The following is a 14,511-nucleotide window of genomic DNA, read 5'->3' as shown; positions in this document are numbered from 1 at the left end:
GCCAGGATGGCTCCATGACCGCCAAGAGCCACAAGAACTGGACCGACGACGTCGCCGACCTGCTGCGCGTGCGCGACGGCTTCGTGCTGTCGGGTGTGGACCCGCGCTCGACACCGGGGTACGACGGGGACAAGGACGACGGAAAGGACGACCTGTCTTCGGGCGCCGCGGACTTCGAGGACTACCAGGAGCGCCTGTTCGCCGCGAGCCAGTCCGAGACGACGAGCGGATCCGTGCTGCTGGTGCTGCAGGCGATGGACTCCGCCGGCAAGGGCGGGATCGTCCGCCACGTCGTCGGGGCCGGCAACCCGCAGGGCGTGGACGTCACCGCGTTCAAGAAGCCCACTGAGGAGGAGCTCGAGCACGACTTCCTGTGGCGCATCGCCAAGCACCGCCCCGGGCCGGGCCGGATCGCGGTGTTCGACCGCTCCCACTACGAGGACGTGCTCGTGGCGAAGGTGCGCGAGCTCGCCGGTCCCGACGAGATCGAGCGCCGGTACGACGCGATCAACGAGTTCGAGAAGACCCTCTTCGAGGCGGGTACCCGCATCGTCAAGGTCATGCTCCACATCTCGTACGAGGAGCAGCGGGACCGGCTGATGGCACGCCTGGACCGCGGCGAGAAGCAGTGGAAGTTCACTCCGGGCGACGTCGACGAGCGCGTGCTGTGGCCGCACTACATGTCGGCGTACCAGACCGTCTTCGACCGCACCTCGACGCTCTACGCGCCGTGGCACGTCGTGCCCGCCGACCGCAAGTGGTACGCGCGCCTGGCCGTCCAGAATCTCCTGCTGCAGGCGCTGGACGACATCGACCCGCAATGGCCCGACGCCGACTACGACATCGCCCGGGAGAAGGCGCGGCTCGCGGCATCCTGAGCCGCGCGGCGGCGGACCTCGCGCGCTACGCGAGGGCGTCGATGATCGGGCGGAACTTCACGCGGGTTTCGACCAGCTCCGACTCGGGGTCGCTCCCGGCGACGATCCCGGCGCCCGCGAACGCCGAGACACGGATCCGGTCGGCGTCCTTGGCGTCGCCCCGGGGGTCGACGTCGATCTGCGCGCAGCGCAGCGCGATCGCCCACTCGCCGTCGCCCGCGGCGTCGATCCAGCCCACAGGCCCCGCGTAGCGCCCGCGGTCGAACGGCTCGAGGCGGCGGATGACGCCGAGCGCGGCATCCGTCGGCGTCCCCGCGACGGCGGCGGTCGGATGCAGCGCCTCGACGAGGTCGAGAGCGCTCGTTCCCGGTGCCACGTCGGCGGCGACATCGGTGGCGAGGTGCCACACGTTGGGGAGTTTGAGCGCGAACGGCTGCTCGCCGGCCGACAGGGCGCTGGTGTGCGGGCGCAGCGACGCGAGCACGCTCTGCACCGCGTACTGGTGCTCGTCGAGATCCTTCGCCGACGTCGACAGCGCGATGGCGGCCTCGGCATCGGCGTCGGGGTCGGCGCCGCGCGGTGTCGTGCCGGCGAGCACGCGCGCCGCCGCGATGCCGTCCGACACGGTGACGAGCGTCTCGGGACTCGCGCCGATCAGTCCGTCGACGGCGAACGCCCACGTGTCGGGATAGCCGTCCGCGAGAGCCCGGGCCAGGCGTCGCAGGTCCGCACCGGCGGGGATCGTGCCCTCCAGATCGCGGGCGATCACCACCTTGCTGACCTCGCCGTCGGCGAGCGTCCCGAGCGCGCCGCGCACCGCATCCTGATAGCCCGCCGGGTCGAGGGCTCCCGGGCCGATCGTCGCGGACCAGTACGGGCCGAACGCGGCGGGTTCCAGGACCGCGTCGGTCGGCTCCTCATCGACGCCGATGCGGGTCATCCAGAACCGGTCGCCGTGCCGGCCGATGACGGTCTCGGGGACGATCAGGCGGCTCGATGCGCGGGAGCGCTCGTCGAACGCGAAGGAGCCGAACGCGACCAGTCCGGTCCCCGGGAGCCCCACCGGGTCGTCGATCTCGGCCTCGCGCGAGAACAGGCGCCACGCATCGGCAGGAGACGGCGAGGGGGAACCGGGGGGCGGCGACCACACGTCGCGGCCGCCGAAGCCCAGGCGGAGCGCTTCGCCGATGCCGATCATGCCGTCGCCGCGTCGCAGCCACACCATCGGCGAACCGGGCGATGCGTAGGCGAGCAGCTCCTCGACGGGATCGATCTCCCGGGTGCGTGCCACCAGCCGTGGAGGTCGCGGAGAAGCCGGGTCATGCACGTCACCAGCCTAGACTCGCCGCGCCGGGGCCCGGCCCGGTGCATCGGCACCTCCGGGGCGCAATAGGCTCGGAGGATGAGCGAACCCGACGCCGATGTGCGCCCCGAGCCGGGCACGCGCCTGCTCTTCCGCTGGCGCAAGTTCGACGGCGGCCCGCACTGGATCCATGAGTGCGTGTATCTCGGGACGGACGACTGGGGCGACTGGTTCGGTCAGCTGCCCGGCTGGCACAGCTCGCGGCCCGGACGCGACTTCGTGCCGCAGCATCCGAACGTCACGCTCATCCCGCCCACCGGCGACTACGCGTTCACGCACAACGCCGCCCCGCACCGGACGCGCGTCTACATCGACATCGCGTGGGACGTGCGCTGGCGCGACGGCGCGCCCACCGGCATCGACATGGACCTCGACGTCGTCGACCGCGCCGAGACCGGCGTGTACATCGACGACCGCGACGAGTGGGACGAGCACCGGGTCGCCTACGGCTACCCGCCCGAGCTCGTCGAGAAGCTCGAGGCGCTCGCCGAGGACCTCGAGCGGCGGGTGCGCGCGCACGAGGCGCCCTTCGATCTCGTCGCGGCCGACGAATGGCTCGACCGCCTTGCGGCCCTGGGGCTGGGCCCCTCGCACCACTGATCGCTACACGACCGGCTCGGCCTCCCGCGCTCGCGGCGCGCGCGGCACGTTCTGCTCGCAGTCCGGGCAGCCGCTCGGAGCCGAGCGCGGATGCGGCGCGCCGCGGTCGGCGGACGCGAGCGCGTCCACGAACGTGCGCGTGATCGGCAGCCCGGTGCGCTCCTCGATGAACAGCCACTGCCCCGAGGGGTTGATCTCGAAGAACACGTGCTCGCCGTCGGGGCGCACGCGGAAGTCGATCGCGCCGTACACGAGCCCCAGCCGCCGCATGAGCCGGATGACCCCGCGCCGGACCTTCTCGGGCAGCTCGTACGGCTCCATCGGGACCGTGGCGAGCTCCATCCGGTAGTCGGTGTTGTAGGCGGTGCGGGCGGAGTGGATCTTGGCCGCATGCACGACATCGCCCACGACGGTCACGCGCAGGTCGACGTCTCCGTCGACGTACTCCTGGAAGATCACGGGCGCGACCTGCACGAGGTCCAGCCGGTCGTGCTCGTCGTCGCGGAGCACGCGGGTCTCGCGCCACGCGCCCTCGAGGGCGAGGAACGACTTGTAGACCGTCGGGCGCCCGCCCTGGCCTTCCAGGAACCCGCGCGCCGCCTCCGGGTCGTTCGTCATCAGCGTGCGCGGGGTCGTCAGGCCCGCGCGGCGCGCCTCCCGCAGCTGGTACGGCTTGTGAGCGGCGCGCGCATCCCGCGTGGGGTCGTTGATCCACGACACCTTCAGCAGCGCGCGGAGCCCCTCGAGCCCCTCGGCCGCCTCGTTGTACGCGAACGTGCGCGCCTCCGCATCCGTCAGCTCCGGATGCAGCGTGAACGCCTGCGCGCGACGCCACCACGCGGCGGTGCACGCGTTGAGGTCGTGCACCGTCCCGCCGAGGCGCAGCCGCAGGTCCGGCTGCGCCCCGGCGTCGTCGTACGAGATGGCGATGGCCGTCTCGACCGGGTAGCGGGCGGTGTCGAGCACCACGACCTCGTGGCCGCGGCTCTCGAGCTCGCTGCGCACCGGCGCGAGATGGTCGTCGCCGTCGTGCGATTCGATGAGGATCATCGGCTCAGACGCCCTGCCCGTCGTCCAGCAGCCCGGCGAGTGTGACCGCGGCGGCCGACAGCGCGTCCGCCGCCGCCTGCGCCGCCTCGGCCGCGGCGAGCAGCTGCCCGACCGGGTCGTCCTCGGCTCCCGCGGCCTCGTAGCCGCCCGCCGCCTCGGCGTGATGCGGCGTCGAGAGGATGAACGGCAGCAGTTCGTTGACGTCGAAGCCGGGCCGCTGCGGCCGCGGGATGTCGCCGATGCGCTTGCCGACGGTGATGTCGCGCACCGACTTGGGCACCGTCACGACGTTGTCGTCGCGGACCTTCTTGACCCCGCCGAGGTTGTCGTCGCGCAGCTTCTTGGGCTGGACCACGATGTTGTCGTCCCGGATCTTCTTGGGCTGGACCACGATGTTGTCGTCGCGCAGCTTCTTGACCCCGCCGAGGTTGTCGTCGCGCAACTTCTTGGGCTGGACCACGACGTTGTCGTCGCGGACCTTCTTGACCCCGCCGATGTTGATGTCGCGGATGTGCTTGGGCAGAACGGGCCCCGTGGGGTAGATCTGCTGGATCGCCGCGATGTCGCCGGCCGACAGCCCATTGCGCTGGCCGATCGTGACGCCCGGCTGCGTGGGCACGATGGTCGGCTGGCCATTGGTCGAGAACGCCGTGGCCGGGTAGTGCATGATCGAGCCGTAGTCGTACGCTCCGACGTCGTCGCCGTCGCTGATGTGCTGGTCGAAGTTGTGGACCTTCGACGGATCGATGTTGGCCCAGTTGATCGTGACGAACGTGTCGCGGTCCTCGCGGCTCTGCTCGTGCCAGAGCCCGACGGCGTGGCCGATCTCGTGGATGGCGTTGCCGGTCGAGCAGCTCGACCCGAGCGAGATGTCCTGCCGCCCGCCGACCATGCCGACCGACGAGAAGCATCCGCTCCCGGCGAAGAACCGGACGTAGTTGGGGAACTGTCCCGCGTTCGCGCTCGTGCGCTGCACGAAGCTGACCGGCGTATTGGTCTCCCAGTGCGCGATCGCGTCGGTGACGCGGTTCTGGTTCGGCATCGCCGGGTCGATCTCGTAGGGCACGGTGGCGTTGGGCCATCGCATGGATGCCGGCATCACGACGACGCCGAACGCGACGTCGCGAACACCCCGTGGGGCCTGCATGTCGGCCGCGCGGCCGAGCACGATATCGCCTTCGAAGATGGCGAGCTCGTCGACTTCGGCGTACGTGAGCTCCTTTCCGGCGAACGTCGAGCCGTTGAGCATCGTCGTGCCGACGGTGTCGCTCGTGAGCTCCTCGGGCACTTCCGGCGGCTTCGAGCCGCTGCCCTTCTTGGGAGTAGCCATGGTCGTCCCTTCCTCCATAGCGGGGCGGACTCAGAGGCGGACCGCCCTCCTGATCACAGAGTGCTCCCGGTCCCGACCAGATACAACCGGTGCGGCCGCAACGGGGGTACGGTGTGGTCATGGAGAGGCTCCACGCGATCCTGGAGTTCCCGGCGACGGGGGCACGGCGTCGTCTCGCCGCCGTCCGCGTGCGGGTCGAGGACACCTCGCGGGCGGATGCCGCGGCGGACGTCGTCGCCGAGAAGACGCTGACCGACGTCGAGGTCCCGGCGGAGGGCGGCGCCGTCGAGGTGGACCTGGACTATCCCACCCCGGGACCGGGCTCGCGCTTCACCGTCCGAGCCCACGGGAGCGCGTCGGGTTCCGCCGATTTCGCGACCGGGGACTTCCTGACCACGCGCGCCGTTCCGGCGGCGGCCGACGTCCGGGTGCCGCTTCAGGCGATCTGAGCGCGCCGTAGACTCGACGCGTGAGTTCCCCCGAGCCTCAGCCGAACCGCGCCGATCTGGGCAAGGACCCCGCCGCCGTCAGCGGCATGTTCGACGAGGTCGCCGAAGGCTACGACCGCACGAACACCGTGCTGAGCATGGGCAACGACCGGCTGTGGCGCGTCGCGACCACGCGTGCCGTCGATCCGCGGCCGGGCCAGCGCATCCTCGACCTCGCGGCGGGCACGGGCGCCTCCAGCGTGTCGCTCGCCCGCAGCGGCGCGGAGGTCGTCGCGGCGGACTTCTCGCAGGGCATGATCCGCGAGGGCCGGCGCCGGCACGGCGACATCCCGAACCTGTCGTTCGTCCAGGCGGACGCCACCGCCCTGCCGTTCGCCGACGACGAGTTCGACACCGTGACGATGTCGTTCGGGCTGCGCAACGTCATCGACCCCCGCAAGGCGCTGCGCGAGCTGCTTCGGGTCACCAAGCCGGGCGGCCGGATCGTGGTGTGCGAGTTCTCCCACCCGCCGTCGCCCGCCTTCAACGGCCTGTACCGCTTCTACAACGACCGCGTGCTGCCCGCGGTGGCGCGAGCGGTGAGCTCGAACGCCGAGGCGTACGACTACCTCAACGAGTCGATCAAGGACTGGCCCGACCAGCGGAAGCTGGCGGAGTGGATCCGCGAGGCGGGCTGGATCGGCGTCGCCCACCGCAACCTCACCTGGGGGATCGTGGCGCTGCACCGGGCGACCAAGCCGCCCGCCGCGTGACCCGCGGGAGGACCCCGGCGCGGGTCGCCGGTAGGCTGGGACGGTGACTCCCTCAGCCTCGGCCTCAGGCTCGCGTCTGGCGAGCAAGCTGGGCCTCACCGACCGCGTGTTCGCCGGTCCGCGGTCGCGGCGACTGCTCAAGACGGTCGAAGAGGGAATGGCCCAGGTCGACCGGGCGCTCGAGCTCGAACTGCGGGTCGCCGACTCGCTCGCCGACGCGACGAGCCGGTACCTGTACGACGCCGGAGGCAAGCGTGTGCGGCCGATGCTCACCCTGCTGGCCGCGCAGCTCGGCGACGGTGCGACCGACGGCGTCGTCGACGCCGCCGCGGCGCTCGAGATGACCCACCTGGGCTCGCTGTATCACGACGACGTGATGGACGCGGCCGACAAGCGGCGGGGCGTCCCCAGCGCCCACGAGGTGTGGGGCAACAACATCGCGATCCTCACCGGCGATCTGCTGTTCTCGCGCGCCAGCCAGCTCATGGCCCGCAACGGCGAGCGAGCCATTCAGCTGCAGGCCGACACGTTCGAGCGGCTCGTGCTCGGACAGATGCATGAGACGGTCGGACCGCAGGAGGGCGACGACCCGGTCGCGTTCTCGCTGCAGGTCCTGTCCGACAAGACGGGCTCGCTGATCGCCGCGGCCGCGCAGTCCGGCGTCATCTTCTCGAACGCACCGGAGGAGTTCGCCGAGCCGCTGGCGACGTTCGGCGAGAAGGCCGGCGTCGCCTTCCAGCTGCTCGACGACGTCATCGACCTGTCGGCCGACCCGGACGAGACCGGCAAGGTGCCGGGCACGGATCTGCGCGCGGGCGTCCCGACGATGCCGTACCTCCTTCTCGGGCGACGCACGGATGCGGCCTCCCGCGACCTGCATGCCCGCATCGACGACGGCGTGGCCCGCATCCCCGACGGAGCCGATCCCGGCATCCTCGACGGGCCTCTGGGCGAGCTGCGCGACCACGATGCCACCGAAGAGACCCTCGAGCTGGCACATTCGTGGTCGGCCGCGGCCGTCGACGCGCTGACCCCCCTGCCGGACGGGCCGGTCCGCGACGCGCTCACCCGCTTCGCCCAGGCCGTCTCCGACCGCTCCAGCTAGCCTGCGGCCGCCTCCGCACGGCACCCCGCCCGTCGCTCGGCTGCGACCGGGCCGCACGAAAGGATCACCATGACCAAGCTCCGGCTGGCCATCGTCGGCGCAGGACCGGCGGGCATCTATGCCGCCGACATCCTTCTGAAGGCCGAGCGCAAGTTCGACGTCTCCATCGACCTCTTCGAGCAGCTCCCCGCCCCGTACGGCCTCGTCCGCTACGGCGTGGCGCCCGACCACCCGCGCATCAAGGGGATCATCACGGCCCTGCGCGAGGTGCTCGACCGCGGCGACATCCGCATCTTCGGCAACGTCCGCTTCGGCGAGGACATCACGATCGAGGACCTCAAGCGCCACTACAACGCGGTGATCTTCGCGACCGGAGCCATCCGCGACGCGGGCCTGAACATCCCCGGCATCGACGCGGAGGGCTCGTACGGCGCCGCAGACTTCGTCAGCTGGTTCGACGGCCACCCCGACGTCCCGCGCGAGTGGCCGCTGGACGCGCAGTCGGTCGCCGTCATCGGCAACGGCAACGTCGCCCTCGACATCTCGCGCATGCTCGCCAAGCACGCCGAGGACCTGCTGCCGACCGAGATCCCCGACAACGTCCACGCGGGCCTGGCGGCCTCGAAGGTGACCGACGTCCACGTGTTCGGCCGTCGCGGGCCGGCGCAGGTGAAGTTCACGCCGCTCGAACTGCGCGAGCTCGGCGAGCTGCGCGACGTCGACATGGTCGTCTACGACGAGGACTTCGACTACGACGAGGCCTCCCGCGACGCCATCGCCAGCAACAAGCAGGTCATGGTCATCGACCGGGTGCTGCAGAAGTGGCGGGGGCGCGACTCGGCGAACAACGCCGGCGGCACGGCATCCCGTCGTCTCCACCTGCACTTCTACGCCAAGCCCCTCGAGGTGCTCACAGGCGCCGACGGCCGGGTTCGCTCGCTGCGCTGGGAGCGCACGCGTCCCGACGGCGAAGGCGGCGTCGTCGGCACCGGCGAGATCCGCGAGCTCGAGATCCAGGCGCTGTACCGCGCCGTCGGGTACTTCGGCTCGCCGATGCCGGGTGTGCCGTTCGACGAGCACCACGGCGTGATCCCCAACCGCGAGGGTCAGGTGCTGCGCCCCGAGTCCAACGAGCGCGTCCCCGGCATGTTCGCGACCGGCTGGATCAAGCGCGGCCCGGTGGGCCTGATCGGGCACACGAAGTCCGACGCGATGGAGACCATCCGCCACGTCATCAACAGCCAGGGCTCGTGGTGGCACCCGGCGGATCCGTCCGAGGGGGCGATCCCGGCGCTGCTGGCCGAGCGCGGCGTGAAGTGGACCGACCTCGAGGGCTGGCACCGCCTCGACGAGCACGAGATCGCCCTGGGCGCGCCGCAGGAGCGTGCGCGCGTCAAGGTCGTCCCGCGCGACGAGATGGTCGCGATCTCGCGCGGCGAGTAGGGTCGAGCCGGCTCAGCGGCGGCGGGCGGCGGCGAGCCCGGCGAGCCCGACGGTCAGGGCGATCGTGGAGCACGCGAGCATGACGACCACCATCGGCGTCGCCGTGTCCTCGCCCCACAGGCCCACGAGCGGAGAGACGAGCGCGCCGACGGCGAACTGGCCGGCGCCGAAGAGGGCGGCGCCGGAGCCCCGTGCGTGGCTGGCGCGCGCCAGGGCGAGGGCCGACGCGTTCGACATGGTGAGTCCGACGCCGCCCGACAGCACGAACGCCGTCGCGATGAACGTCGCCGGCACCAGGGTGTCGGTGGCGCTGAGCGTCGCGAACGAGATCCCGGCGAGCAGAGCCAGCACGAAGCCCGCGACCAGCATGCGGTCGGGGCCGACGCGCACCGCGACACGGGCGTTGATGACGTTGACGACGACGAAGGCCGCCGCCCCGGCGGCGAAGCCGAGCGAGTACTCCACCGGGGTCATCCCCACCACGACCTGGCCGACGAACGGCGACGCGGCGATGTAGGCCATGAGGGCTCCGAACCCGATCGCGAACGACGCCGACAGGAGCGTGAACGGCAGGTCCCGGACGAGCACCCCGAAGCGTGAGAGCATCGCGGCCGCTCCGCCGCCGTGGCGCTCCTCCGCCGGGAGCGACTCGGGGATCGCGATCCAGGCGAGGGCGAGCATCATCACGGCCACGACCGCGATGAACGCGAGCACGCCGCGCCACCCCCACAGCGAGCTGATCACGCCGCCGATCGGAGGAGCGATGAGCGGACCGATCGCGACGACGGATGCGATGAGGCTGAGGGCGCGGACCGCGGTGGTCCCCTCGCTCAGGTCCGCGGCGATCGCGCGGCTGACGACCACGCCGGCGGCGCCGCTGAAGCCCTGGAGGAGCCGCAGGGCGACGAAGACCTCGATGCCGGGGCTGAACACCATCGTGACGCTGGCCAGGGTGAAGACGGCGAGGGCGGCGAGCATGACCCGCCGTCGGCCGAGCCGATCCGACACCGGGCCGAGCGTCAGCTGGCCGGCCCCGATGCCGATCAGGAACGCGGTGAGGGTGAGCTGCACCCCCGAGGGGTCCACCGCCAGGTCGGCGGAGATGTCGGTGAACGACGCCAGGTAGGTGTCGGTCGCGAGCACCGGCACAGCCGCGAGGAACCCGAGCGCGGCGAGGAGTCCGCGTGTCATGCGTGGGGTGCCGGGCATCGCAGTCCAGTATCGTCGATCCCTCGCCCGGGAGGGCAGACAGCCTCGCTAGGCTGACCGCATGGCCGGCGACTGGACGCCCGACATCCTCGGCGACGGGTTCGAGCAGCGGACCCTCGCCCTCGAGGACGACGACCAGGGCCCCGTCGTCGCGACGCTCGTGCGCAGCATCCCGTCGTGGTTCGAATCGCTCGGACGTCCGCTGGCCGACGTCGACGTGCTCTACGTGCACGGGTGGAGCGACTACTTCTTCCAGGTCGAGCTCGCCGCATTCTGGACCGGGCTCGGCGCCCGCTTCCACGCCCTGGACCTTCGCCGGTACGGACGGAGCCTGCGCGATGGCCAGACCCCGGGGTACGTGTCGTCGCTGGACCTGTACGACCAGGACATCGAAGCGGCGCTCGCGGCCATCGGGCACGCGGCGGATGCCGTGCCCAAGCGCCGCCTCGTGCTGCTGGGGCATTCCACCGGGGGCCTCACGCTGACGCTGTGGGCGGCGCGTCACCCGGGCCGGGCCAGTGCGCTGATCCTCAACAGTCCCTGGCTCGAACTGCAGGTGGGGGCGATGGCGCGCCAGACGATCGAGCCCATCGTGGGCATCCGCGCGCGGCTGGACCCGCTGGGGGCGCATCCGCTCGTCGACTACGGCTTCTACACGCGGGCCCAGCGCGAACTCGGAACGCTGCCGGCCGGCCAGGAGCGGCTCGCGTGGCGACCGGAGCTGGGGTTCCCGACGCATCCGGGCTGGCTCTCCGCGGTGCTGGAGGGCCACCGGAGGATCGCCGAGGGCGTGGATGTCGGCTGCCCCGCGCTCGTGCTGCTGTCGACGCGCACGACCGTGCCGTTCGCATGGGCGCCCGAGATGACCGCGAGCGACTCGGTCCTCGTCGTCGACGACATCGCCCGCAGCGCCACGCGCATCGGCAGGCTCATCACGATCGCGCGGATCGACGCAGCGGTGCACGACGTGTTCCTGTCGGCGCCCGAGCCGCGGCAGGAGGCGTACCGGGTGATGCGGGAGTGGGTGCGCGGCATCCGATTGTGATCTGCCGTTCACATAACGGCGCCTCTCGCGCCCTAGGGTGAACGGCATGAAGCGCGACCACTGGCTGCGGGTCAACGACGCCCTGGATCCCGAGACCGACTTCGTCGAGATCTACCGGAACCTCGTGATGCACGAGTTCCCGTGGGACATGAACCAGTCGCTGAGCTTCGCGCTGTTCCGGACATATGCCGTTCCCGGCATCGGGCGTCTCCTCGACGAGACGGGGGAGTTCACGCAGCGCACGCAGAAGCGCTACGACGACACCGCGCTGCTGCTCGAGGTGCCCACGCGCCTCGGGTTCGCCGACCCCGAGGCGCGAGCGGCCGTCCGGCGCATCAACCAGATGCACCGCGCCTACGACATCCCCGACCACGAGTTCCGGTACGTCCTGTCGACGTTCGTCGTGGTGCCGAAGCGCTGGGTGGACGAGTACGGCAAGCGTCCCTTCACCGACGGCGAGCTCGCGGCATCCGTGAACTACTACCGCACGCTCGGCAAGCACATGAACATCCCCGACATCCCCGAGACGTACGAGGGGTTCGCCGAGCTGATGGACGCCTACGAGGCCGAGCACTTCGCGTTCGACGAGGGCGGCCGCCGCGTCGCCGACGCGACGCTGGCGCTGATGCTGACCTTCCGGCGTGCGCCGAAGAAGCCGATGGAGGCGTTCAGCCGTGCGCTGATGGACGATGCGCTGCTCGAGGCGTTCGGCTACGACAAGCCGTCACGCGCGGTCGTGGCGGTGTCGCGGTCCGCGGTGCGCCTGCGGGGCCGCATCGACGGTCTGCGGGGGCCGAAGCCCGGCGCCACGCGGGTGGAGGATCTGCCCTGGATCCGCTCGTACCCGAACGGCTACCGCGTCGAAGAGCTGGGGACGTTCCCCGCCGGATGCCCGGTGCCGCACGACCGCGGCTGACTAGCGCTCGTCCGCGGCTCCGCGCTGGACGAGTTCCCGTCCCGCGCCGGCGAACTGCCTCAGTGTGGCGTCGGGGAGGAAGGCCCGGGTCAGACCCGCGCCGATGCGCGGCAGGTCGGCCTCGTCCCGGAAGAGCAGGTGCATGGTCTCGTAGCGGGGGTGGAACTTCTCCTTGAAGCGGTGCAGTGAGCGGAACCCGTAGACCGGTTCCAGGGCGTCGGCGAGCTTGTCGCTGAGGTCGGCGATGATGCGGGCATCCGGCGGATACTCGTGGGCGAGCGGAGCGCCCGAGAGGGAGAGGATCTCCGCGCCCTCGTCGCGGAAGTGCGCCGCCGACATACCGATGAGGTACTCCATGACGGGCGGGAATCCGCCGTCCCGCCGGCGCATGAGGTCGAGCGTCCAACCGCGCACGCTCCCCTCGCCGTACACCGGCAGCCACGAGAGGAACCCGTCGACGTCGCCGTTCGGCGCGATCGCGAGAGCCACCCGCACCTCGGGGTCCTCGGCCTGTTCGAGCGAGCCGAGGGTGAAGCCCATCTCGGGCAGGCCCTTGTCGCCGACCCACATCGCCGAGATGGCGTGCAGCTGCGCCCGCACGCCCCAGGGCTCGTCGCGCAGACGGGTCATGCGGAAGGTCATCTCCTCGCGCCCGGCGCGGTTCATCGACGTGCGGATCGACGCCCAGCGCTTGCCGGTGTACGCCAGGCCGGGCAGATCCACGATCGTGTCGTCCGCGACGACGAGGCTGCGCCACGTGGGCGGTACGGCGGCGCGGGTCGCGTCGCTCGCGCTGAAGAAGCACGGGGTGAGACCCGCCTGCTCCGCCATGCGGACGAACTCCGTGACGGATTCTGCGCGCCCCTCGTCCGGTCCGAGCGGGTCGGCGAGCGCGATGGCGACGCCCGCCCGGCGCTGGTAGGCGACGATCCCGCTGGAGGTGCGCGCGTAGTCCATGCCGTCCCACGTCGTCATCCACGAGAGCGTCCCTCCGCCGTGGGCGCGAAGGAGGTCCCTCGCGTCGTCCGTCGTCGGCGGCGCGACGTTCGAGAGCGTGCGATGGCGACGTGAGGGGAACGCGGCTCGCACGCGGATGAGATAGATCAGCAGACCCAGCGCGAGGCCGGCGGTGGCGAGCTCGAGAGCGAAGCTGTCGTCGAAGAGCGTGCTGAGGGTGAACACTCCTACGGCCGCGAGCAGCGCCGACAGCGCGGCCGCGAGCAGGACATTCAGTCCCAGCAGGATGACGGCGATCACCCAGGCCCATCGCCGAGCGCGCCGGAGACCGTCGGCGATGAGGGCGACGATGACCAGGTCGATCGCCGTCGTCCACAGCGGACTCGCCAGAGGCTCGGACGTGCCGAAGGGCCCATCGGTCGGAACGAACGCGAAGATGACGTCCACCGCGGCGAAGGCCAGCAATCCGACGAAGGCGATCAGCCGCTGCTCTCGGACCGTCATGCGCTGCACGTGCAGCGAGCGATCGGCCACGAGCACCAGGACGAGCGCCAGTGCGTGCTCCAGATCGGCGATCGTGCCGAGGAACACCAGCCCGATCGTGGCCGCGGCGATGAGGACCAGCAGCACCCGAACGCGCCACGGCGACACGAACAGCGCGGCCGCGGCCGCCATGCACGCGAACGCGCCGCCGCTCGGGCCGACATCGAGCGCGGCGGCCTGCTCGGTCGCCCACGCCCACCCGGGCACGAGCGCGAAGAGCCACAGCAGCAGGGCCGCGGCGAAGATCGCGAACAGCTGGCCCACCACGTAGTACGCGAGCGCGACCTTCCAGCCGCGCAGGTATTCGAGAACGGCGAAGCCCCACAGACCGAGCAGCGTCGGCACGTAGACCCACGGCTGCACCACGAAGAACGTGCCGGTGACCGGAGTCCACCAGTGGCCGGCTTCGAAAGCGGGAACGCCGTACGCGACGATCTCGAACGTCGTGCTGTCCTCGAACGGCGTCCACAGCCCCTGCCACGCGACGCCGCACGCCAGGAGGAGGGCGACGAAGAGCCCCGTAGCGGGCAGTCGCCGGAGCACCCCGGCGATCGTCACTGCCGAGTGCGCTCTGCTCAGCCGGCCGAGTTGACGGTGACCGCGGCGCCGAAGAGGACCGTCCAGAAGATGATCATGAGGATCGCGATGCCCACCGCGATCCAGCCGATGATGACGGATGCCAGGGCGAGCCCGTGCCCCTTCTCACCGGTGCTCTTGATCTGGGACAGCGCGACGTATCCGAAGATGAGGCCGAAGATGCCGGCGAACCACACGGTGATGATCGCGACGATCGCGAACGGGTTGTAGCGGTCGCTCTGGGGTGCTGGGGTGGCGGTCATGAGGCTCACCGTAGCGCTGCCATAGGGTCATG

General features: G+C 71.2%; 14 protein-coding genes. 8 read left to right on the top strand and 6 right to left on the bottom strand.

The features are described from left to right. The first annotated feature begins 14 nt into the window (after positions 1-14). Positions 15-878 (top strand): PPK2 family polyphosphate kinase, encoded by an 864-nt coding sequence (locus tag HD594_RS16375; RefSeq protein WP_184752112.1) that lies wholly within the window; start codon positions 15-17, stop codon positions 876-878. A gap of 25 nt (positions 879-903) precedes the next feature. On the opposite strand, the gene HD594_RS16370 is transcribed toward HD594_RS16375, so the two are convergent. After that, positions 904-2,169 (bottom strand): isochorismate synthase, encoded by a 1,266-nt coding sequence (locus HD594_RS16370; protein ID WP_271171129.1) that lies wholly within the window; start codon positions 2,167-2,169, stop codon positions 904-906. A gap of 111 nt (positions 2,170-2,280) precedes the next feature. Between HD594_RS16370 and HD594_RS16365 the strand changes: the two genes are divergently transcribed. Further along, positions 2,281-2,841 (top strand): DUF402 domain-containing protein, encoded by a 561-nt coding sequence (locus HD594_RS16365; RefSeq protein ID WP_184752111.1) that lies wholly within the window; start codon positions 2,281-2,283, stop codon positions 2,839-2,841. Between the two features lie 3 nt (positions 2,842-2,844). Here the strand turns inward: HD594_RS16365 and HD594_RS16360 are convergent, their stop codons facing one another. Both HD594_RS16360 and legP read right to left on the bottom strand, forming a co-directional pair. Continuing rightward, positions 2,845-3,891: an MvdC/MvdD family ATP grasp protein gene (locus tag HD594_RS16360; protein ID WP_184752109.1), complete on the bottom strand. Its 1,047-nt coding sequence runs from the start codon at positions 3,889-3,891 to the stop codon at positions 2,845-2,847. A 4-nt stretch (positions 3,892-3,895) separates the two neighbouring features. After that, on the bottom strand, positions 3,896-5,221 hold the full coding sequence (legP, locus tag HD594_RS16355; protein WP_184752107.1) for a Dot/Icm T4SS effector Zinc-dependent metalloprotease LegP: 1,326 nt from the start codon (positions 5,219-5,221) through the stop codon (positions 3,896-3,898). 119 nt (positions 5,222-5,340) lie between these two features. On the opposite strand from legP, the gene HD594_RS16350 reads away from it, so the two are divergent. The 4 genes from HD594_RS16350 (at position 5,341) to HD594_RS16335 (ending at position 8,970) form a co-directional block, all read left to right on the top strand. Beyond that, positions 5,341-5,670 carry a hypothetical protein gene (locus HD594_RS16350; RefSeq protein ID WP_184752105.1) on the top strand — a complete coding sequence of 110 codons (330 nt, stop codon included), beginning with the start codon at positions 5,341-5,343 and terminating at the stop codon, positions 5,668-5,670. A 20-nt stretch (positions 5,671-5,690) separates the two neighbouring features. Further along, positions 5,691-6,422 (top strand): demethylmenaquinone methyltransferase, encoded by a 732-nt coding sequence (locus tag HD594_RS16345; RefSeq protein WP_184752103.1) that lies wholly within the window; start codon positions 5,691-5,693, stop codon positions 6,420-6,422. 43 nt (positions 6,423-6,465) lie between these two features. Further along, positions 6,466-7,527, top strand: a complete 1,062-nt coding sequence (locus HD594_RS16340) for a polyprenyl synthetase family protein (protein WP_184752101.1) — start codon at positions 6,466-6,468, stop codon at positions 7,525-7,527. A gap of 69 nt (positions 7,528-7,596) precedes the next feature. Continuing rightward, positions 7,597-8,970 carry an FAD-dependent oxidoreductase gene (locus HD594_RS16335; RefSeq protein ID WP_184752099.1) on the top strand — a complete coding sequence of 458 codons (1,374 nt, stop codon included), beginning with the start codon at positions 7,597-7,599 and terminating at the stop codon, positions 8,968-8,970. A gap of 12 nt (positions 8,971-8,982) precedes the next feature. On the opposite strand, the gene HD594_RS16330 is transcribed toward HD594_RS16335, so the two are convergent. After that, positions 8,983-10,179, bottom strand: coding sequence for a multidrug effflux MFS transporter (locus HD594_RS16330; RefSeq protein ID WP_184752097.1), 1,197 nt, complete (start codon positions 10,177-10,179; stop codon positions 8,983-8,985). 61 nt (positions 10,180-10,240) lie between these two features. Between HD594_RS16330 and HD594_RS16325 the strand changes: the two genes are divergently transcribed. Both HD594_RS16325 and HD594_RS16320 read left to right on the top strand, forming a co-directional pair. Continuing rightward, positions 10,241-11,224 (top strand): alpha/beta hydrolase, encoded by a 984-nt coding sequence (locus HD594_RS16325; protein WP_184752095.1) that lies wholly within the window; start codon positions 10,241-10,243, stop codon positions 11,222-11,224. 46 nt (positions 11,225-11,270) lie between these two features. Continuing rightward, positions 11,271-12,140, top strand: coding sequence for an oxygenase MpaB family protein (locus HD594_RS16320; protein WP_184752092.1), 870 nt, complete (start codon positions 11,271-11,273; stop codon positions 12,138-12,140). Here the strand turns inward: HD594_RS16320 and HD594_RS16315 are convergent, their stop codons facing one another. Next, positions 12,141-14,183, bottom strand: coding sequence for a bifunctional lysylphosphatidylglycerol flippase/synthetase MprF (locus HD594_RS16315; protein ID WP_271171130.1), 2,043 nt, complete (start codon positions 14,181-14,183; stop codon positions 12,141-12,143). 32 nt (positions 14,184-14,215) lie between these two features. Further along, positions 14,216-14,479, bottom strand: coding sequence for a DUF4190 domain-containing protein (locus tag HD594_RS16310; RefSeq protein WP_184752090.1), 264 nt, complete (start codon positions 14,477-14,479; stop codon positions 14,216-14,218). Positions 14,480-14,511 lie beyond the last annotated feature (32 nt).

The sequence above is a fragment of the Microbacterium thalassium genome, assembly GCF_014208045.1.
Taxonomy (GTDB): Bacteria; Actinomycetota; Actinomycetes; order Actinomycetales; family Microbacteriaceae; genus Microbacterium; species Microbacterium thalassium.
Note: the sequence above shows the minus strand (reverse complement) of the source record. Positions and strands in the feature narration are given on the sequence as shown.

Excerpts from the sequence above, each read along its gene's own strand:
- HD594_RS16335 (WP_184752099.1), top strand. The coding sequence starts at position 7,597 with ATGACCAAGCTCCGGCTGGCCATCGTCGGCGCAGGACCGGCGGGCATC.
- HD594_RS16360 (WP_184752109.1), bottom strand. The coding sequence starts at position 3,891 with ATGATCCTCATCGAATCGCACGACGGCGACGACCATCTCGCGCCGGTG.
- HD594_RS16330 (WP_184752097.1), bottom strand. The coding sequence starts at position 10,179 with ATGCCCGGCACCCCACGCATGACACGCGGACTCCTCGCCGCGCTCGGG.
- legP (WP_184752107.1), bottom strand. The coding sequence starts at position 5,221 with ATGGCTACTCCCAAGAAGGGCAGCGGCTCGAAGCCGCCGGAAGTGCCC.
- HD594_RS16320 (WP_184752092.1), top strand. The coding sequence starts at position 11,271 with ATGAAGCGCGACCACTGGCTGCGGGTCAACGACGCCCTGGATCCCGAG.
- HD594_RS16325 (WP_184752095.1), top strand. The coding sequence starts at position 10,241 with ATGGCCGGCGACTGGACGCCCGACATCCTCGGCGACGGGTTCGAGCAG.
- HD594_RS16310 (WP_184752090.1), bottom strand. The coding sequence starts at position 14,479 with ATGACCGCCACCCCAGCACCCCAGAGCGACCGCTACAACCCGTTCGCG.
- HD594_RS16375 (WP_184752112.1), top strand. The coding sequence starts at position 15 with ATGACCGCCAAGAGCCACAAGAACTGGACCGACGACGTCGCCGACCTG.
- HD594_RS16365 (WP_184752111.1), top strand. The coding sequence starts at position 2,281 with ATGAGCGAACCCGACGCCGATGTGCGCCCCGAGCCGGGCACGCGCCTG.
- HD594_RS16350 (WP_184752105.1), top strand. The coding sequence starts at position 5,341 with ATGGAGAGGCTCCACGCGATCCTGGAGTTCCCGGCGACGGGGGCACGG.